16 protein-coding genes are annotated in these 18,462 nt (G+C 73.2%); 9 read left to right on the top strand and 7 right to left on the bottom strand.

All coding sequences use genetic code 11. The features are described 5' to 3' along the window. Nucleotides 1-162: 162 nt before the first annotated feature. From ACFY5B_RS26795 to ACFY5B_RS26785, 3 genes are read right to left on the bottom strand one after another with little or no spacing between them, the layout of a single operon-like run. A complete protein-coding gene (locus tag ACFY5B_RS26795) occupies nt 163-1,062 on the bottom strand; it encodes an aminoglycoside phosphotransferase family protein (RefSeq protein WP_389973593.1) in 900 nt (299 codons plus the stop codon). Between the two features lie 48 nt (nt 1,063-1,110). Continuing rightward, nucleotides 1,111-1,575: a ferritin-like domain-containing protein gene (locus ACFY5B_RS26790; protein ID WP_389973590.1), complete on the bottom strand. Its 465-nt coding sequence runs from the start codon at nt 1,573-1,575 to the stop codon at nt 1,111-1,113. Further along, entirely contained in the window at nt 1,572-2,147 is a 576-nt protein-coding gene (locus tag ACFY5B_RS26785) for a hypothetical protein (RefSeq protein ID WP_389973587.1), read from the bottom strand. The genes ACFY5B_RS26790 and ACFY5B_RS26785 overlap by 4 nt, the downstream gene beginning before the upstream one ends. A 215-nt stretch (nt 2,148-2,362) precedes the next feature. On the opposite strand from ACFY5B_RS26785, the gene rimP reads away from it, so the two are divergent. The 9 genes from rimP to ACFY5B_RS26740 all read left to right on the top strand — a co-directional run bounded on the left by rimP (nt 2,363) and on the right by ACFY5B_RS26740 (nt 14,308). Next, nucleotides 2,363-2,863, top strand: coding sequence for a ribosome maturation factor RimP (gene rimP / locus ACFY5B_RS26780; RefSeq protein ID WP_389973584.1), 501 nt, complete (start codon nt 2,363-2,365; stop codon nt 2,861-2,863). Between the two features lie 2 nt (nt 2,864-2,865). Then, nucleotides 2,866-3,864 (top strand): transcription termination factor NusA, encoded by a 999-nt coding sequence (gene nusA, locus ACFY5B_RS26775; protein WP_389973581.1) that lies wholly within the window; start codon nt 2,866-2,868, stop codon nt 3,862-3,864. 102 nt (nt 3,865-3,966) lie between these two features. Next, the gene (locus tag ACFY5B_RS26770; protein ID WP_389973578.1) at nt 3,967-4,263 is read left to right on the top strand and encodes a YlxR family protein; all 297 of its coding nucleotides are present in this window, start codon (nt 3,967-3,969) and stop codon (nt 4,261-4,263) included. Nucleotides 4,264-4,408: 145 nt separating this feature from the next. Then, nucleotides 4,409-7,528 carry a translation initiation factor IF-2 gene (infB, locus tag ACFY5B_RS26765; protein WP_389973576.1) on the top strand — a complete coding sequence of 1,040 codons (3,120 nt, stop codon included), beginning with the start codon at nt 4,409-4,411 and terminating at the stop codon, nt 7,526-7,528. Between the two features lie 132 nt (nt 7,529-7,660). Continuing rightward, nucleotides 7,661-7,954, top strand: coding sequence for a DUF503 domain-containing protein (locus ACFY5B_RS26760; RefSeq protein WP_030853207.1), 294 nt, complete (start codon nt 7,661-7,663; stop codon nt 7,952-7,954). A 32-nt stretch (nt 7,955-7,986) separates the two neighbouring features. Continuing rightward, nucleotides 7,987-8,436 carry a 30S ribosome-binding factor RbfA gene (gene rbfA, locus ACFY5B_RS26755; protein ID WP_389973572.1) on the top strand — a complete coding sequence of 150 codons (450 nt, stop codon included), beginning with the start codon at nt 7,987-7,989 and terminating at the stop codon, nt 8,434-8,436. After that, nucleotides 8,433-9,338, top strand: a complete 906-nt coding sequence (gene truB / locus ACFY5B_RS26750) for a tRNA pseudouridine(55) synthase TruB (protein ID WP_389973569.1) — start codon at nt 8,433-8,435, stop codon at nt 9,336-9,338. Before rbfA ends, truB begins: the two co-directional genes overlap by 4 nt. Before the next feature lie 256 nt (nt 9,339-9,594). After that, nucleotides 9,595-13,185, top strand: coding sequence for a trypsin-like peptidase domain-containing protein (locus tag ACFY5B_RS26745; RefSeq protein WP_389973566.1), 3,591 nt, complete (start codon nt 9,595-9,597; stop codon nt 13,183-13,185). Between the two features lie 169 nt (nt 13,186-13,354). Further along, the gene (locus ACFY5B_RS26740; protein WP_389973563.1) at nt 13,355-14,308 is read left to right on the top strand and encodes a bifunctional riboflavin kinase/FAD synthetase; all 954 of its coding nucleotides are present in this window, start codon (nt 13,355-13,357) and stop codon (nt 14,306-14,308) included. 66 nt (nt 14,309-14,374) lie between these two features. On the opposite strand, the gene ACFY5B_RS26735 is transcribed toward ACFY5B_RS26740, so the two are convergent. Genes ACFY5B_RS26735 through ACFY5B_RS26720 form a run of 4 tightly spaced genes read right to left on the bottom strand, consistent with a single transcriptional unit; the run spans nt 14,375 to nt 18,448 of the window. After that, the gene (locus ACFY5B_RS26735) at nt 14,375-15,403 is read right to left on the bottom strand and encodes an ABC transporter ATP-binding protein (RefSeq protein WP_389973560.1); all 1,029 of its coding nucleotides are present in this window, start codon (nt 15,401-15,403) and stop codon (nt 14,375-14,377) included. Beyond that, nucleotides 15,400-16,491, bottom strand: coding sequence for an ABC transporter ATP-binding protein (locus tag ACFY5B_RS26730; protein WP_389973557.1), 1,092 nt, complete (start codon nt 16,489-16,491; stop codon nt 15,400-15,402). Before ACFY5B_RS26730 ends, ACFY5B_RS26735 begins: the two co-directional genes overlap by 4 nt. Beyond that, nucleotides 16,488-17,402 (bottom strand): ABC transporter permease, encoded by a 915-nt coding sequence (locus tag ACFY5B_RS26725; RefSeq protein WP_389973554.1) that lies wholly within the window; start codon nt 17,400-17,402, stop codon nt 16,488-16,490. Before ACFY5B_RS26725 ends, ACFY5B_RS26730 begins: the two co-directional genes overlap by 4 nt. After that, a complete protein-coding gene (locus ACFY5B_RS26720) occupies nt 17,399-18,448 on the bottom strand; it encodes an ABC transporter permease (RefSeq protein WP_389973551.1) in 1,050 nt (349 codons plus the stop codon). The genes ACFY5B_RS26725 and ACFY5B_RS26720 overlap by 4 nt, the downstream gene beginning before the upstream one ends. Between the last annotated feature and the right edge of the window lie 14 nt (nt 18,449-18,462).

Here is an 18,462-nt window from a genome sequence, read left to right as displayed (position 1 = left end):
AGACCGAAGCGAGGCTTCAGGGCTCCCGGGCTTCGGGTTTCGGGACGCGGAGCGAAGCGGGGCTTCGGGGCAAGGAGCGAAGCGGTGCTCCGGGGCCGGGCCGAACCGCCGGTGCGTGTTTCGCGGCTTCCCCCTCGATCCCCGCCCCTCGGGCCCGGCGCCCTACAGCCACCCCGCGAATTCCAGCAACAGCTCCGCGTCCCGCGGCCGCCCGACCCGCCCCGCGCGCACGCCCGACTCCACGGCCCGGAACAGCGTCCAGCCCCGCAGCCGGTCCTGGTCCACGTCCAGGGACTCGGCGAGCCGCTTCACCCGGCGCCGGGTCGTGGCCGCGCCGGACGGCTGGGCGATCAGGTCCTCCACCCGGTCCCGGACCAGCCGGGCCAGATCGAAGGCGCACTCTCCGACCACCGGGTCGGGCCCCACGGCCAGCCACGGCATCCGTTCCCCGCCGAGCACCTTGCTCTGCCGGAACGTGCCGTGCAGCAGCCGGTGCTCGGGCGGCGCGGCCAGCAACTCCTCGCGCGCCGCCAGCGCCAGATCGACCAGAGCGGCCACCTCGGGCTCGGCCCGGGCCCGCGCCCGCATCGCCTCGGCCTGCCGCCCGGTCCGCTCGGCCACCGTCTCGAAGGGGAAGTCGGCGGGCGGCTCCACCCACAGCCGCCGCAGCGTTCCCGCCGCCTCAAGCAGCGCCTTCGCCTCCGGCAGCGACCGCACCGACACGTCCGGATGCAGCCGCTCCAACAGCAGCACGCCCTCCGTCGACACCGGTTCGAGCAGCTGTACGGCACCCCGCCCGGCCCAGTGCGCGAGCGCGGCCCGCTCCGCCTCCGGACGGGCCCGGTTCGGCGCCAGCTTGAGCACGGCGGGTGTCCCGTCGGCCGCCCGCACCAGCACGACCAGGCTGCTGCGCCCACCGGGCACCTGCACCCGCTCCACGGTCAACTCGCGTAGCGCGACGGCCTGCTGCGCCGCCGAGGGCAGCTTCTCCAGCCAGTCGTCACCGTCCGGCGCCGTCTCACCGAGCGCCCTCACCAGACGCTTCGGCGGTTCGAAAACCATGCGCGAGTCGTTCCCTTCGTGCTGTCCGCGGTGCGTGCCCTGCGCGGGTCACGCCGTCGGCGCCGCCGAGGGCGGGGCCGTACCGGCCCGCTCGGCGAGCCCAGGGAAGGCTACGCTCTCGCCGCGCCAGCGCACCGCCCGCACCGCCGCCTCCCGCAGCGCCTCGGCGGCCAGGGCCCGCCGCCCGCCGCCCGCCGCGCGCACCAGGTCGGCGTACACCCCGGCCACCCGGTCCTCCAGCTCGGCGGCGAGCCGCACGGCCGCCTCCGCGTCCGGCACCTGGAAGGGCAGCGCATAACCGGCCGACGCGGCCACCGGCCGGCCTCCCAGGTCCTTCACCTCGCGCACCAGCGCGTCCCTGCGCGCCCGGTGTGCGTCGTACGCCGTGGCCGCCCGGGTGCGCTGCCCCTCGCCGATCCTGCCGCCGACGACGCCGTACCCGTAGACCGCCGCGTGCTCGGCCGCCAGCGCCGCCTGCAGAGCCCGCAGCTCCCCGTCCTTCTCCTCGCTCACGCCTCACCCTCCGTCAGCAGATACACGTGCGCCGCTCCGGCCGCCGCCACCGACGCCAGCAGCCGCGCCAGCTCGCCAGGAACCCCGCCCAGCGCCTTGACCCGCCGGTCGGCGAGCTCCCGCTCCGCCGCGGCGAGCCCGGCGAGGGCGTCCTTGTCGTTCCCCGGCACGGCCGCGGACGGGGAGGGCGAGGCCCCACGGGCCCGAGAGGTCCCAGAGGCCGAAGAGGCCGCAGAGGGCGCAGAGGGCGACACGGAAGGGGGTCCCGAAGGCGATGCTTTTCGGCCACCGCCGAACGCCCGCGCATGCCGTACGACCTCCTCGCGCAGCGGCCGCAGCCGGCCCGCGAGCCCCGGCCGGGCGGCGATCACCGCGTCGTAGCGCTCCGCCAGCCCCTCGCTGTCGCGGGCCGCATGCGCGCGTGCCCGGTCGGCGGCCGACGTACCGTCTCCGGCCGGGCCGCCGGAGTCCCCTCCGGTGCAGCCCGTCAGGGCGAGGGCCGCCGGGGCGGCTGCGAGCAGACTCCTTCTGCGCGGCCCCGAGCGGGTACGCGGCGATGGGGGGAACGGCACGTCAGACGTCCTCGGGGCTCGTGTCGAGAAACATTCGAGAAAGAAGGGACCGCAAGGCTGCGCGCCCGTGATCACGGTACCCGGGCCCCCGCCCGGCATCACTCAGCGGCACCGGTCGTGACCGGGTGGACGGCAACACTCCCCGCGACCGGATACCCTTTGACCAGACACGCGACCCATCCCACAACAGCACACGCGGCCGAGGAGTCACCCGGATGAGCACCACCCAGAGCGAGAGGCTGCGAGAGCTACTGGAACCGCTCGTCAGCTCCCAGGGCCTGGATCTCGAGGAGATCGAGGTGGACTCCGTCGGACGCAAGCGTGTGCTGCGCGTCGTCGTCGACTCGGACACGGGCGCCGACCTGGACCAGATCGCCGATGTGAGCCGCGCGCTCTCGGCGAAGCTCGACGAGACGGACGCGATGGGCGAGGGCGAGTACACCCTCGAGGTCGGCACCCCGGGCGCGGAGCGCCTCCTCACGGAACACCGGCACTACGTCCGCGCCACCGAGCGGCTGGTGAAGTTCCAGCTGGCCGAGGGCGGCGAGCTGGTCGCCAGGATCCTGAAGGTCGACGACGAGGGTGTCGACACCGAGGTGCCCGGGGTGAAGGGCCGCAAGGCCACCGCGCGCAGACTCGCCTTCGACGACATCGTGCGGGCGCGTGTCCAGGTCGAATTCAGCCGCAAGGACAACAAGAAGGAAGAGGAGGCGTAGCCGTGGACATCGACATGAGCGCCCTGCGGGGCTTGGTTCGGGAGAAGGAGATCTCCTTTCCCCTGCTGGTCGAGGCGATCGAGTCGGCCCTCCTCATCGCCTACCACCGCACCGAGGGAAGCCGCCGCCACGCGCGCGTGGAGCTCAACCGGGAGACCGGCCATGTGACCGTGTGGGCGAAGGAGGACCCCGACGACCTCGAGGAGGGCCAGGAGCCCCGCGAGTTCGACGACACCCCGTCCGGTTTCGGCCGTATCGCCGCCACCACGGCCAAGCAGGTCATCCTGCAGCGCCTGCGCGACGCCGAGGACGACGCCACGCTCGGTGAGTACGCCGGCCGCGAGGGCGACATCGTCACCGGAGTGGTCCAGCAGGGCCGCGACCCGAAGAACGTGCTGGTCGACATCGGCAAGCTGGAGGCCATCCTGCCCGTGCAGGAGCAGGTGCCGGGGGAGACCTACCAGCACGGCATGCGGCTGCGCAGCTACGTCGTCCGGGTCGCCAAGGGCGTCCGCGGCCCGTCCGTGACGCTGTCGCGCACGCACCCCAACCTGGTGAAGAAGCTCTTCGCCCTGGAGGTGCCGGAGATCGCCGACGGCTCGGTGGAGATCTCCGCGATCGCCCGTGAGGCCGGTCACCGCACGAAGATCGCCGTACGGTCGACCCGCTCCGGCCTGAACGCCAAGGGCGCCTGCATCGGCCCCATGGGCGGACGTGTACGCAACGTCATGGCCGAGCTGAACGGTGAGAAGATCGACATCGTGGACTGGTCGGACGACCCGGCCGACATGGTGGCGAACGCGCTGTCCCCGGCCCGGGTCTCCAAGGTGGAGATCGTGGACATGGCGACCCGGTCGGCCCGGGTGACCGTGCCCGACTACCAGCTGTCCCTGGCCATCGGCAAGGAGGGGCAGAACGCCCGCCTCGCGGCCCGGCTGACCGGCTGGCGGATCGACATCCGCCCGGACACCGAGCCGGCCGCGGCCGGTTCCGAGGAATAGATCCAAGCCGCGCGCCGTTCAGATCACGACAGGTTCATGCGCGGCAACTGTTCGAATCCTGCCCCAAAGGGGTGAGGAGCGTACGGGGAGGTAGACTTAGCAGTGTCTGGCCGGACGCGCGCCCGCGCATGCCCTGAACGCACCTGTGTGGGGTGTCGGGAGCGAGCGGCCAAGGCCGAACTGCTGCGGATCGTAGCGATCAAGGACGCGTGCGTCCCTGATCCACGCGGTACGCTGCCCGGCCGGGGTGCGTACGTTCACCCCGCACTGGTCTGTCTCGACCAGGCGGTACGCCGCCGGGCGTTCCCGAGGGCACTGCGCGTCCCGGGACCGCTCGACACAAAGGCGTTGCGCCAGTACGTCGAGCAGACAACAGTTGCCGAGCAGGCAACACGGTAAGACGTGCCGCACGGAACCCCGTGCGGCTAGGTACCTCGCGAGTCGAAAGCAGGTCGAGATTGCGATGAGCACTCGATGAGTACGCGATGAGTACGCCCATGAACTAGCGACGGTCCGGACGCAACCCGGACCTCAAAGGAGCGAAGTGGCTAAGGTCCGGGTCTACGAACTCGCCAAGGAGTTCGGCGTCGAGAGCAAGGTCGTCATGGCCAAGCTCCAGGAACTCGGTGAATTCGTCCGTTCGGCGTCTTCGACGATCGAAGCGCCCGTTGTACGCAAGCTGACGGACGCCCTCCAGCAGGGCAGCGGAGGCGGCAAGCCCGCCCCCGCCCGCAAGGCTGCCCCGGCGAAGCCGGGTGCCCCCTCTCCCGCGCAGGCTGCCCGTCCGGCCGCCCCGCGCCCGCCGGCCCCCAAGCCGGCCGCCGCAGAGAAGCCCGCGGCCCCGGCCGCGCCGGCCACTCCCGGCCCCCGTCCCACCCCGGGCCCGAAGCCCGCGCCGCGGCCCGCCCCGGCGTCCCCGGCTCCGACCACGCCCGAGTTCACGGCACCCCCGGCGGCTCCCGCCGCACCGGCCGCTTCCCAGGGCCAGGGCCAGGGTCAGGGCTCCGGCCCGCGTCCGGGCGCCCCGCGTCCGGCCGGCCAGGCGCCGCGTCCGGGTGCTCCGCGTCAGGGCGGCCCCGGCCAGGGTGGCCAGGGCCGTGGTGACCGTGGCGACCGTCCCGGCGCTCCGCGCCAGGGTGGCGGCGCTCCGCGTCCCGGTGCCCGCCCCGCGGGTCCCCGTCCGGGCAACAACCCGTTCACCTCTGGTGGCTCCACCGGCATGGCGCGCCCGCAGGCGCCCCGTCCGGGCGGTGCCCCGCGTCCGGGCGGCCCCGGTGCGCCCGGTGGCGCCCCGCGTCCGCAGGGCCAGGGCCAGGGCGGTCCTCGTCCGCAGGGTGCCGGCGGCGGTCCTCGTCCGCAGGCTCCGGGCGGCGCGCGTCCGACCCCGGGCGGCATGCCCCGTCCGCAGGGCGGCGGCCCGCGTCCCGGCGGCGGTCCCGGTGGCCCGCGTCCGAACCCCGGCATGATGCCGCAGCGTCCTGCTGCCGGCCCGCGTCCCGGCGGCGGTGGCCCCGGTGGCCGCGGTCCCGGCGGCGGCGGTCGTCCCGGTGGCGGCGGCGGTCGCCCGGGTGGCGGCGGCTTCGCCGGTCGTCCCGGTGGCGGCGGTGGCGGTTTCGCCGGTCGTCCCGGTGGTCCCGGTGGCGGTGGCGGCGGTTTCGCCGGTCGTCCCGGTGGTCCCGGTGGCGGTGGCCGTCCCGGCTTCGGTGGCCGTCCCGGTGGTCCCGGTGGCCGTGGTGGCACGCAGGGTGCCTTCGGTCGTCCGGGCGGTCCCGCGCGTCGTGGCCGCAAGTCGAAGCGGCAGAGGCGCCAGGAGTACGAGGCCATGCAGGCCCCGTCGGTCGGCGGTGTGATGCTGCCTCGCGGCAACGGCGAGACCGTTCGCCTGTCGCGCGGTGCCTCGCTCACCGACTTCGCGGAGAAGATCAACGCCAACCCGGCGTCGCTCGTCGCGGTCATGATGAACCTCGGCGAGATGGTCACGGCCACGCAGTCCGTCTCCGACGAGACGCTGCAGCTCCTCGCCGACGAGATGAACTACACGGTTCAGATCGTCAGCCCGGAGGAGGAGGACCGCGAGCTCCTCGAGTCCTTCGACATCGAGTTCGGCGAGGACGAGGGCGACGAGGAGGACCTGATGGTCCGTCCGCCCGTCGTCACCGTCATGGGTCACGTCGACCACGGTAAGACCCGGCTCCTCGACGCCATCCGCAAGACGAACGTCATCGCGGGCGAGGCCGGCGGCATCACCCAGCACATCGGTGCCTACCAGGTCGCGACCGAGGTCAACGACGAAGAGCGCAAGATCACCTTCATCGACACCCCGGGTCACGAGGCGTTCACCGCCATGCGTGCCCGTGGTGCGCGGTCGACGGACATCGCGATCCTCGTCGTCGCGGCCAACGACGGCGTCATGCCGCAGACGGTCGAGGCGCTCAACCACGCCAAGGCGGCCGAGGTCCCGATCGTCGTCGCGGTCAACAAGATCGACGTCGAGGGCGCCGACCCGACCAAGGTGCGCGGTCAGCTGACCGAGTACGGCCTGGTGGCCGAGGAGTACGGCGGCGACACCATGTTCGTCGACATCTCCGCCAAGCAGGGTCTGCACATCGACTCCCTGCTGGAGGCCGTGGTCCTCACGGCCGACGCCTCGCTCGACCTGCGGGCCAACCCGAACCAGGACGCGCAGGGCATCTCGATCGAGTCCCGCCTCGACCGCGGCCGTGGTGCCGTGTCGACGGTCCTCGTCCAGCGAGGCACGCTGCGGGTCGGCGACACCATGGTGGTCGGCGACGCGTACGGCCGAGTCCGGGCGATGCACGACGACAACGGCAACAGCGTCGCCGAGGCCGGTCCCTCGACGCCGGTTCAGGTCCTGGGCCTGACCAACGTCCCGGGTGCGGGCGACAACTTCCTGGTGGTGGACGAGGACCGTACGGCCCGTCAGATCGCCGAGAAGCGTGCCGCCCGTGAGCGCAACGCCGCGTTCGCCAAGCGCACGCGTCGCGTCTCCCTCGAGGACCTGGACAAGGTGCTCAAGGCCGGCGAGATCCAGCAGCTGAACCTGATCATCAAGGGTGACGCTTCCGGATCCGTCGAGGCGCTCGAGTCCTCGCTGCTCCAGCTGGACGTCGGCGAAGAGGTCGACATCCGCGTCCTGCACCGCGGCGTCGGTGCGGTCACGGAGTCCGACATCGACCTGGCCATGGGCTCCGACGCCATCGTCATCGGCTTCAACGTGCGCGCCGCCGGGCGTGCGCAGCAGATGGCCGAGCGCGAGGGTGTCGACGTCCGGTACTACTCGGTCATCTACCAGGCGATCGAGGAGATCGAGGCGGCCCTCAAGGGCATGCTCAAGCCGGAGTACGAGGAGGTCGAGCTCGGCACGGCGGAGATCCGCGAGGTCTTCAAGTCGTCCAAGCTGGGCAACATCGCGGGTGTTCTCATCCGCTCCGGCGAGGTCAAGCGCAACACCAAGGCGCGCCTCATCCGCGACGGCAAGGTGGTCGCGGAGAACCTCAACATCGAGGGCCTGCGTCGCTTCAAGGACGACGTCACCGAGATCCGCGAAGGGTTCGAGGGCGGTATCAACCTCGGCAACTTCAACGACATCAAGGTCGACGACGTCATCGCGACGTACGAGATGCGCGAGAAGCCGCGCGTCTGACCTGAGTCACGATCGGGGCCGATCGGCGGGACTTATTCCGTCGATCGGCCCCGGCCGTTGCGTGTACGGTTCCCGTATCGGCGTCGAAGCGTGGCGCCCGTACCCCGAACCGGCGGGACATCCGGATCACACATGTATGTGGGGACTCTGTCCTTCGATCTGCTCCTCGGCGATGTCCACTCGCTCAAGGAGAAACGCTCTCTCGTCCGCCCGATCGTGGCCGAACTCCAGCGCAAGTACGGGGTGAGCGCGGCCGAGACGGGTAACCAGGACCTCCACCGCAGGGCCGAGATCGGGCTCGCGGTGGTCTCAGGGGAGACGGGACACCTCACCGATGTCCTGGACCGCTGTGAGCGGCTCGTCGCCGGCCGGCCCGAAGTCGAACTGCTCTCGGTTCGACGCAGGCTCCACAGCGACGAAGACTGAAGCAACAAGTAAGCACTTAAGGAGACGGACCAGTGGCCGACAACGCGCGGGCTAAGAGGCTGGCGGACCTCATCCGAGAGGTGGTGGCCCAGAAGCTGCAGCGGGGGATCAAGGACCCGCGGCTCGGCTCCCACGTCACCATCACGGACACCCGGGTCACGGGTGACCTAAGGGAGGCGACCGTCTTCTACACGGTCTACGGGGACGACGAGGAGCGCGTGGCGGCCGCTGCCGGCCTGGAGAGCGCCAAGGGCGTCCTCCGCTCCGAGGTGGGCCGGGCCGCCGGTGTGAAGTTCACGCCGACCCTGACCTTCGTCATGGACGCCCTGCCGGACAACGCCCGCACCATCGAGGACCTCCTCGACAAGGCGCGCCAGTCCGACGAGAAGGTGCGCGAGGCGTCCGCGGGTGCGAAGTACGCCGGCGACGCCGACCCGTACCGCAAGCCCGAGGACGACGAGACGGACGACACCGCCGAATGACCCAGAAGCCCACCACGCCCGACGGCCTTGTCATCGTCGACAAGCCGTCGGGCTTCACTTCGCACGACGTCGTCGCCAAGATGCGCGGCATCGCCAGGACGCGACGCGTCGGGCACGCCGGCACCCTCGACCCGATGGCGACGGGCGTCCTCGTCCTCGGCGTCGAGAAAGCGACCAAGCTCCTCGGCCACCTCGCGCTGACCGAGAAGGAGTACCTGGGCACCATCCGGCTCGGGCAGAACACCCTCACGGACGACGCCGAGGGTGAGATCACCTCCTCCACGGACGCTTCGAAGGTCACCCGCGACGCCATCGACGCCGGCATCGCCGCGCTGACCGGCGACATCATGCAGGTGCCGTCCAAGGTCAGCGCCATCAAGATCAACGGGGTGCGGTCGTACAAGCGGGCCCGGGAGGGCGAGGAGTTCGAGATCCCGGCCCGGCCGGTGACGGTCTCCTCCTTCGGCGTGTACGACGTCCGGGACGCCGTCGCCGACGACGGCACGGCCGTCCTCGACCTGGTCGTCTCGGTCGTCTGCTCCTCCGGCACCTACATCCGGGCCCTGGCCCGCGACCTGGGCGCCGGTCTGGGGGTCGGCGGTCACCTCACCGCGCTGCGCCGCACCCGCGTCGGCCCCTACAAGCTGGACGCGGCCCGCACCCTCGACCAGCTCCAGCAGGAGCTGACCGTGATGCCGATGGCCGAGGCCGCCGCTGCCGCGTTCCCCCGGTGGGACGTCGACGCCCGGCGGGCCAAGCTGCTCACCAACGGCGTCCGGCTGGAGATGCCCGAGACATACGCGGGCTCCGGCCCCGTCGCCGTCTTCGACCCGGAGGGCCGCTTCCTCGCGCTAGTCGAGGAGCAGCGGGGCAAGGCCAGGAGCCTGGCCGTCTTCGCCTGACGGCTCGGGGAGCGGGTGTCCGCCCGTGGAACGGCGGCCACGGGTACCTCCACTGCCGCCGCTCCACGGTCCCCCCTCGGTTCCCCCACCCCTAGGGTGTATCCAGCCGCCCCCGTTCCTTCACCCGTTCGTGCGGGCGCTCGGAGTGAACCGGGGGAGCGGAAGGGGGCGCTTTCACAGAGCGACCTGTCCCGCTGATCATCTCGCCCCTACTGTCGAACGCGAGGGCACGGGTGTACGGCGGGGAGGCTCGACGATGGCGTCGCGGAACCGGTCCCGGGAGACGGACGACAGCTCACCAGGCTCCCCGGACCGCCCCGGAACAGCGGGGCACAAGGGCGGGGCGGTCCGCGGCCCCGGGACAGCGGGGCACGAGGGCGGGGCGGTCCGCGGCCCTGAGACAGCGGGGCACGAGGAGGGGGTGGTCCCCGAGGAGGGGGTGCTCCCCGACGACCGCCTCGTCCGTGTCCACGATCTGGCGGGCCGCCCCCGGGGCACCGGGTTCCTGGCCGACCACCACGGCACACTGATCACCAGCCACGAGGCCGTCGACGGCCTCTCCCGGCTCGTGCTGCACGGCGCCGGTGGACGCCGCCGGGTCGTGTCCGCCGACGCGGTCACCCCGCTGCCCGCGCTGGACCTGGCCCTCGTACGGACCGAGGGACTCGGTGTGCGGGCGCTGCCCGTGACCGTGCGGGACGGGGCAGGGACCGGCGCCTATGTACGGATCGCCGCCGGCGGCTGGCGCGAGGCCCGGGTGCTGGGCCCGGCCTCCGTGACGTACGCGGCCATGGACCGTTTCCACCGTCTCGACGACGCGCTGGAGCTGGCGGTCGGCACGGCGGGGCGGGACGCGCTGCGGCTGGGCGGTGGAGCGGCCGGCGGCCCCGTGCTCGACGCCGGGACCGGCGCCGTCGTGGGAGTCCTCGGCACCGCGCTCAGCTCCGGGCATCGCGACGTCGGGTTCGCCGTCCCGCTGCGTGCGGGGGTCGCCGGAGCGGCGGGCCCGCTCGCCGGGCTGCTCGCCGAGAACGCCGCGACGGTCCCTGCCTTCGGGGCCGACCTGAACCTCGCCGGGGTGCTGGAACTGACCGGCGCATCGGTGGGTCTGGAGGGCCCGCCCGGCGGGACCGGAGTCCCCGAGCCGGTCGAACGGACGGGCGTGGCCGCCGAATTCGACGCTTTCGCGGCAGGCACGCAGGCCGCCATCGGTCTCGTCGGGGCACCCGGCAGCGGTCGCACGACGGAACTCGCCGCGCTCGCCGCGCGCCGCGGCCGCACCGGGCATCCCACGCTCTGGCTGCGCGGCTGCGACCTGCGGGACGACGACACGTCGGTGGCGGACGCGGTCCGCAGGGCGCTGACCCGGGCCGTCCCCGTCGTGGCCGGCGCGCAGGCCCCGTCTCCGCCCTGTCTGCCCTCCCCGGCCGACCCGGGGGACATGACGCCCGAACGCCTCGCCCGCCTGGCCGGTTCGCTCGGCAGACCCCTGCTGCTCCTTCTGGACGGCCCCGAGGAGATGCCCCCGGCGGCGGCCCGTCGCTTGGCCGAGTGGGCGGGTGGGACCCTGCGTTGGCTCAGGGAGACGGGAGCGAGGCTGGTGGTGGCCTGCCGGCCGGAGTACTGGGAGGAGGTGGCCGGCCTGCTGCACCATCCGGCGCGCGTACGACTCGGCGACTTCACCGAGGACGAGGCCCGTCCGGCGTGCGTACGACTCGGCGACTTCACCGAGGACGAGGCGCGGGAGGCCCGGCTGCGGTACGGCATCGCCGAGGGTGCACTCGGTGATGCCGACGCCCGGCACCCCCTCACCCTGCGCCTGCTCGCCGAGATCCGGGACGAGCTCACCGACGCGTCCCGAACGCCGGTTCGGCTCGCCGGCCCCGTCGGCCGGGACGAAGTCTTCTCCGCCTACCTGGACCTGATGTCGCTGCGCATCGCCACCCGGCTGGCCACCGGAAACGGCCTGCACGGCACGGCCGTACGCCGGCTGGCGGCCAAGGTCGCCGGGCAGGTGCACGAGGCCGCCCGGCGCGGCCTCGGCCCGGGGCAGGGGGACCTGGACCGGGAGGCGTTCGAGGCGGTGTTCCCGTGGGGCACCGGGCCGGAGCGGCTCGGCGGCTGCTCGGGCTGGGCGTCGGCCGTGCTGGCCGAGGGCCTGCTCGTGCCGGCCGGGCCCGGCTACCGCTTCGCGCACGAGGGGCTCGCCGACTGGCTCCAGGGCGCGCATCTCGACCTCGACGAGGCGCTGCAGGCCCTCGTCCACCGCGGCGGGGACGCGCAGACCGACCCCGTGCCGCGTCACCGCATCGGGCCGGTGATCCAGGCCCTGCTGTACCTCGCCCGCCAGCACGGCGCCGGTCACCTGGCCTCCCGCCTGGCGGACCTGGTGCACGCGCTGGACGCCGACCCGCGGTCCTGGTGGGCCGTACGGCTGCTCGCGGGGACGCTGTCCGCCCTGCCCGACGCGGCACCGTACACGGACGTGCTGCGGCTGCTCGCCGACCGGATCGTGGCCTGGCGGCGGCAGGAGCGGCCCGTACCGGAGGAGCTCGGGCCGCCCTTCTGGACCGGCGTACGGCTTCCGCTGGAGGCGCGTTGCGCGCTGCTGCGGCGGCTGGTCCATGCCGACCGGCCGCCGTGCGAGGCCGGGCCCCGGTTCCTGGACGCCGTCGCCGGACTCCTCACCGCCGACCCCACCGCCCTGCAACCCCAGCTCGTCCGCTGGTTCGACGACGAGCAGCCGCTGCCGGCCACCCCGCACGCGACCGTGGCCACGGCCGCGCAGGTGCTGCTGCACACCCACCGTCACACCGCCCTGGACGATCTGACGGACGTGCTCGTCGACCGCGCGCACCCACGGGCCGACGAACTGCTCGCGGTGCTCGCCGAGGAGGAGCCGTCGGCGGTGTGCCGGGCCGCCGACCGGTGGGCGCGCGACGAGCGGCCCGCGCGGCGGAGCGCCGCGGTGGTCCACGGACTGCGCGTCGCCCCGCACGTGAGCACGGGAGGCGACCGCGCCCTCCTGCGCTACGCGGCCCTCACCCTGCTCGCCCGCCCCGCCGACCGCGCCCTGCACGGCGGCGCACTCGCCCTCCTCGTCCAGGATCCCCACACCCGGGCCCGCTACCTCCCGAGGGCACTGGAGCACTTCGCGGCCGGCGACCCGCGGTTCTCGCCGGACGCACTGGCCGGAGCCCTCCTGACCGACCCCGAGCCGGTCCTCGGGGCGTTCGCGGCCCGGCTGGAGCGCCCGGACGCGGAAGAGGCACTGCGGGCACTCGCCGACGCGACCCCGCCCGGTCTGGCCCGGCGGATCGCCGCGCTGCTGTGCCGGGCGGCGCGCGGGCGGCCGGAACTCGCCGGGCAGGTGGCCGCGTACGCGGACCAGCGGCTCGACCGGGGCCCCACCGCACGGCCCGTACTCCTGCCGTTGGTCACCGGCCTGCTGGAGGACGGCGACGTGCGGCTGCGCTGCGCCCTCGCCGCCGTCCTCACCCCGCCCGGCATCCCCGCCTCTCGTCCGCTGCGCCGCGAACTGCGCGAGGTCCTCCTCGCCCGTGAGCACGACACCGACGTCCTGGACGCGCTGCTGCACGCCGCCGCCCGCAACGGCGGCGACGACCTGCGCGACCTCGTCCACCGCGTCGGACTGCTCCTCGGGCGCACCCCTCAGGGCGCTACCCGCTTCGACCGCGCCCTGGTCGACCTGGGCCGGCACGTGCCCGGCTTCGCCGCCCGCGCGGCCGCCTGGCTGGCCGACGCGCCCGGGGAATGGGCGGCGCTGGTCGGGCCCAGTTCCCACCGGATGATCGAGGACCTGGCGGGCGCCGGCGTCCCCGTGTGACCGGCCTTCGGGGGCCGGGGCGCAGTACGGTGTCGTGCGCCCTGTCACAGCCCCCATGCCGATGAGGGCAGGAAGCACCCGGCATGGCACCCTTAGACCTGCGCACGAGGCAACCACGGACAACCGACCGGACACGGGTTCGACGAGTTTTCGACAAGGAGCAGGCACAGTGCAGCGCTGGCGTGGCTTGGAGGACATCCCCCAGGACTGGGGGCGCAGCGTCGTCACCATCGGCTCCTATGACGGAGTGCACCGTGGTCACCAGCTGATCATCCGGCACGCCGTGAACCGCGCCCGGGAACTGGGCGTGCCCGCCGTCGTCGTGACCTTCGACCCGCACCCCAGCGAGGTCGTCCGCCCCGGCAGCCACCCGCCGCTGCTCGCCCCGCACCACCGCCGCGCCGAACTCATGGCGGACCTGGGCGTGGACGCGGTGCTCATCCTCCCCTTCACGACCGAGTTCTCGAAGTTGTCCCCGGCCGACTTCGTCGTCAAGGTCCTGGTCGACAAGCTGCACGCCAAGGCCGTCGTCGAGGGCCCGAACTTCCGCTTCGGCCACAAGGCCGCGGGCAACGTGGAGTTCCTGTCCACACAGGGCAAGACCTACGACTTCGAGGTCGAGGTCGTCGACCTGTACGTGACGGGTGAGGCGGGCGGCGGGGAGCCGTTCTCCTCCACGCTGACGCGGCGGCTGGTCGCCGAGGGCGACGTCCAGGGCGCGGCGGAGATCCTGGGGCGTCCGCACCGGGTGGAGGGCGTCGTCGTCCGGGGCGCCCAGCGCGGACGCGAACTGGGTTTCCCGACCGCGAACGTCGAGACGCTGCCGCACACCGCCATTCCGGCCGACGGTGTGTACGCCGGCTGGCTGCACGCCCAGGGCGAAGCGATGCCGGCGGCGATCTCCGTGGGGACGAATCCGCAGTTCGAGGGGACCGAGCGGACGGTGGAGGCGTACGCCATCGACCGGGTGGGGCTCGATCTGTACGGGTTGCATGTCGCCGTCGACTTCTTGGCGTTCGTGCGGGGGCAGGCGAAGTTCGAGACGCTGGATGCGCTGTTGGTTCAGATGGGGCAGGACGTCGAGAAGTGCAGGGAGTTGGTGGCGGCCGACGGGGCTGCCTAGTTCGCTTGTGGGCCGTCTGCGGGTGTGTGGGGGCTTGTCGCGCCCACGCGGCGGAGCCGCACATCGTTACAGCCCCGCGCCCCTGAGGGGCGCATGCGAAACCGCCCAGTGACAAGCGACCTGCGAGTCACCGTCCCCGCTCAGCACCTCCAGGTCCTGGCCCCTGCACGCGTCCGCCACCCCCGCTGCCTCCGCCTCACCACCGGCCAGGATCTGGCAGCGGGCGTGGAAGCGGCAGCCGGGCGGGACGCGGGAGGGGTCCGGGGGCTCGCCGGTGAGGACCACCGGGGCGCCCGGGGCCTCCGGGAGGACCGACAGCAGCGCTTGCGTATAGGGATGCCGCGGGGCCGTCAGGACCTGTTCGACCGCGCCCGTCTCCACGATCCGGCCCAGGTACATCACGGCCACCCGGTCGGCGATGTTCCACGCCAGGCCCAGGTCGTGTGTGACGACCAGGGCGGACAGGCCCAGTTCGGTCCGCAGTCGTAGCAACAGGGCGAGGATCTCACCGCGCACCGAGGCGTCGAGGGACGCCACGGGCTCGTCGGCGACGAGGAGTTCGGGTTCCAGGACGAGAGCCCCGGCGATGACGACGCGCTGGCGCTGCCCGCCGGACAGTTCGTGCGGGTAACGCAGGAAGAAGCGCTCCGGGGGGCGCAGTCCGGCCCGGGACAGGGCCTCGGCGACCGCGGTGCGCTCGTCGCCGCCGTGGCCGTGGATGCGCAGGCCCTCGGCGACCGCGTCGTACACCGTGTGGCGGGGGTTGAGGGAGCCGCTCGGGTCCTGCAGGACCAGCTGGACGCGTTTGCGGTAGGCCTTGAGGGACCGGCCGGAGTACTCCAGCGGGCGGCCGTCGAAGGTGACCCGGCCCGCCGTCGGCGCGACCAGGCCGAGCAGGCTGCGGGCCAGGGTCGTCTTGCCGCAGCCGGACTCGCCGACCAGCGCGACGATCTCACCGTGGCGGATGTCGAGGTCGACGCCGTCCACCGCCCGGGCCCGGGGGCCGCCGTGTCGGCCGGGGAAGGTGACGTGGAGGCCCCGGGCGCTCAGCAGTGGGGCCGTGGAGGCCTCGGGGGCCGTGGGGGACGTGGTCATGGCGTGCTGGGCCTCGCTTCCTCCAGGGCCTCCGGGCCCTCGGCCGACCGCTCCTCAAGGGCTCCCGGCCCGTCGGCCGGGCCCTTCTCCCGGCCCCCGGATCCCGCCGGCGCGCGCTCTCCGCGGACCTCCGCGCCCGGCGGCCCGACCAGCACACACGCCGCCTGCCGCTCCGGTCCCGCCGCGCGCAGCACCGGGTCCTGCGCGGAACACGACTCCAGCGCCACCGGACAGCGGGGATGGAACGTGCACCCCGACGGCAGCGCGGCCGGGTCCGGAGGGTCGCCCGCGAGCCCCTGCGGCGCGAACCGGGACGCCGGGTCGCCGATGCGCGGGAAAGCGGCCGACAGGGCCCGGGCGTACGGGTGCCGGGCGTCCTCGTACACCTGCCGGGCGGGCCCCTCCTCGACCACCCGGCCCGCGTACATCACCGCGAGCCGGTCGCAGGTGTCGGCGAGGACCGCCAGATCATGGCTGATCATGATCAGACCGAGGTCCTGGTCCGTGACGAGCTGCTCGATGAGCCGGAGGATCTGGGCCTGGATCATCACGTCGAGCGCGGTCGTCGGCTCGTCGGCGATGATCAGCCGGGGATCGCAGGCCAGGGCCATGGCGATCATGACGCGCTGGCGCTGGCCGCCGGACAGCTCGTGCGGAAAGGCGCCGGCGCGGGCGGCGGGCAGGCCGACCTGCTCCAGCAGCTCGCCCGTCTTCCTCTTCGCCCCTGCCGGGGTCGCCTTCTTGTGCAGCAGGATCGGCTCGGCGATCTGGTCGCCGACGCGGTGAACCGCGTTGAGGGAGTGCATCGCACCCTGGAAGACGACGGAGGCACCGGCCCAGCGGACCGCCCGGACCCGGCCCCACTTCATGGCCAGCACGTCCTCGCCGTCGAGGAGCACCTCCCCGGTGATCCGGGTGCCCGTCGGCAGCAGCCGCAGCAGGGCCAGCGCCAGCGTGGACTTGCCGCAGCCGGACTCCCCGGCGAGGCCGAGCTTGTGCCCCGCCTCCAGGCGCAGGTCCACCCCGCGTACGGCGGCCGCCCCGCCCGCGTACGTCACGGTCAGGTTCCTGACGTCGAGCAGACTCAACGCGACACCCCCAGCCTGGGGTTGAGGACGGACTCCACGGCCCGCCCGCACAGCGTGAACGCCAGCGCCACCACGGCGATGGCGATGCCCGGCGGCACCAGGTACCACCAGTCCCCGGCACTGACCGCACCCGCCTCCCGCGCCTCCTGGAGCAGCCCGCCCCACGACACGACCGTGGGGTCGCCCAGGCCGAGGAAGGCGAGGGTCGCCTCCGCGAGGATGGCCGAGGAGATGATCAGGGTCGTCTGGGCCAGCACCAGCGGCATCACGTTGGGCAGCACGTGCCGGGACATGATGTGCCAGTGGCCACCGCCCAGCGCCTGCGCCCGCTCGATGTACGGCCGGGTCTCCACGGCGAGGGTCTGGGCGCGCACCAGCCGGGCCGTGGTCGGCCAGGTGGTGACGCCGATCGCCACGACGGTCGTGGTCAGGGAGCGGGACATCACGGTGGCCAGGGCGATCGCCAGCACCAGCGTCGGCATGACCAGGAACCAGTCGGTGATCCGCATCATCACCGTCGCGTACCAGCCCTTGAAGTGCCCCGCCGTCACCCCGATCAGGGTGCCGATCGCGACCGACAGCACGGCCGCGAGCAGCCCCACCAGCAGCGACACCCGCGAGCCCCAGATCACCAGGCCCAGCAGGTCCCGCCCGAACTGGTCGGTGCCTAGCGGGAACTCGGCGCTCGGGCTCTGCATCGGACGCCCCGGCGCGCCGGTCACGCTGCTCACGTCGGACCCGACGAACAGCGGTGCGAACAGCGCCAGCAGCGCGCACAGGGACAGCGCGGTCAGGCCGTACAGCCCCGCCCGTTCGGAGCGGTACTGCCGCCAGAAGCGGGCGACGGACGCCCTGCGGCGCTGCCGGGCCAGGGCGCGCGGGCTCGGGGCCGTGCCGGTCGAGGTCGTCATCGGGCCACCCGGGGGTCCAGCAGTGGATAGACCAGGTCGGCGAGGGTGTTCATCAGGATCACCGCGGCGGCGAACACGAAGAACAGCCCCTGCACGAGTGGCAGATCGGGCACGCTCAGCGCCTGGTAGAAGAGCCCGCCGAGGCCGGGCCAGGAGAACACCGTCTCCACGAGGATCACGCCCGCCACCGTCCGGCCGAGGTTGATGAAGATCAGCGTCACGGTCGGCAGCAGCGCGTTCGGCACGGCGTGCCGACGGCGTACGAGGTCGTCGCGCAGCCCCTTGGCCCGTGCCGTCGTCAGATAGTCGCTGCCCATCTCGTCCAGCAGCGCCGACCGCGTGACCAACAGCGTCTGCCCGTACTCCACGGCCACCAGCGTCACCACCGGAAGCACCAGATGGTGCGCCACGTCGAGGACGTACGCGAAGCCCTCCTCGCCGCCCGACTCCATACCGCCGGTCGGGAACATGCCGGGCAGCGGCCCGATGCCCACCGACAGCACGATGATCAGCAGCAGCCCCAGCCAGAAGGACGGGATGGAGTACAGCGTCAGCGCGAGGCCCGTGTTGACGCGGTCGCCCAGCTTCCCGTGCCGCCACGCCGACCGGGTGCCGAGCAAGATGCCCAGCGCGGTGTAGAGGACGAAGGCGGTACCGGTGAGCAGCAGGGTGTTCGGCAGCGCCTCGGTGATCTTGTCGATGACGGGGGCGCGGAACTGGTACGACGTCCCGAAGTCACCCGTGAGCGCCTTGCCGCAGTAGTCCGTGAACTGCCGCCACAACGGCAGGTCCAGCCCGAACTCCTCACGGTAGGCGGCCAGCTGCTCCGCCGACACCTGACGGCCGCCCGTCATGGTCTTCACCGGGTCGCCGGGGATCAGCCGGAAGAGGAAGAAGCTGGTCACGAGGACGGCCAGCAGCGATACGGCGGCACCGGCCACCTTGCCCGCCAGGTACCGCGGGTACGCGGAACCCCTGCCCACCCGTGGCCCGGTCGCCGTCCGCTGCTTGTCCTCGACCAGCGCGGGGGTCGCGTCAGCGGTCATGGGTACCCGCTCGC

Origin of the sequence: Streptomyces sp. NPDC013187, from assembly GCF_042899705.1 — a bacterium.
Taxonomy (GTDB): Bacteria; Actinomycetota; Actinomycetes; order Streptomycetales; family Streptomycetaceae; genus Streptomyces; species Streptomyces hawaiiensis_A.
Note: the sequence above shows the minus strand (reverse complement) of the source record. Positions and strands in the feature narration are given on the sequence as shown.

Coding starts and splice junctions, on each gene's coding strand:
- ACFY5B_RS26720 (WP_389973551.1), bottom strand. CDS start 18,448: ATGACCGCTGACGCGACCCCCGCGCTGGTCGAGGACAAGCAGCGGACG.
- ACFY5B_RS26725 (WP_389973554.1), bottom strand. CDS start 17,402: ATGACGACCTCGACCGGCACGGCCCCGAGCCCGCGCGCCCTGGCCCGG.
- rimP (WP_389973584.1), top strand. CDS start 2,363: ATGAGCACCACCCAGAGCGAGAGGCTGCGAGAGCTACTGGAACCGCTC.
- ACFY5B_RS26745 (WP_389973566.1), top strand. CDS start 9,595: ATGGCGTCGCGGAACCGGTCCCGGGAGACGGACGACAGCTCACCAGGC.
- ACFY5B_RS26795 (WP_389973593.1), bottom strand. CDS start 1,062: ATGGTTTTCGAACCGCCGAAGCGTCTGGTGAGGGCGCTCGGTGAGACG.
- truB (WP_389973569.1), top strand. CDS start 8,433: ATGACCCAGAAGCCCACCACGCCCGACGGCCTTGTCATCGTCGACAAG.
- ACFY5B_RS26760 (WP_030853207.1), top strand. CDS start 7,661: ATGTATGTGGGGACTCTGTCCTTCGATCTGCTCCTCGGCGATGTCCAC.
- ACFY5B_RS26735 (WP_389973560.1), bottom strand. CDS start 15,403: ATGACCACGTCCCCCACGGCCCCCGAGGCCTCCACGGCCCCACTGCTG.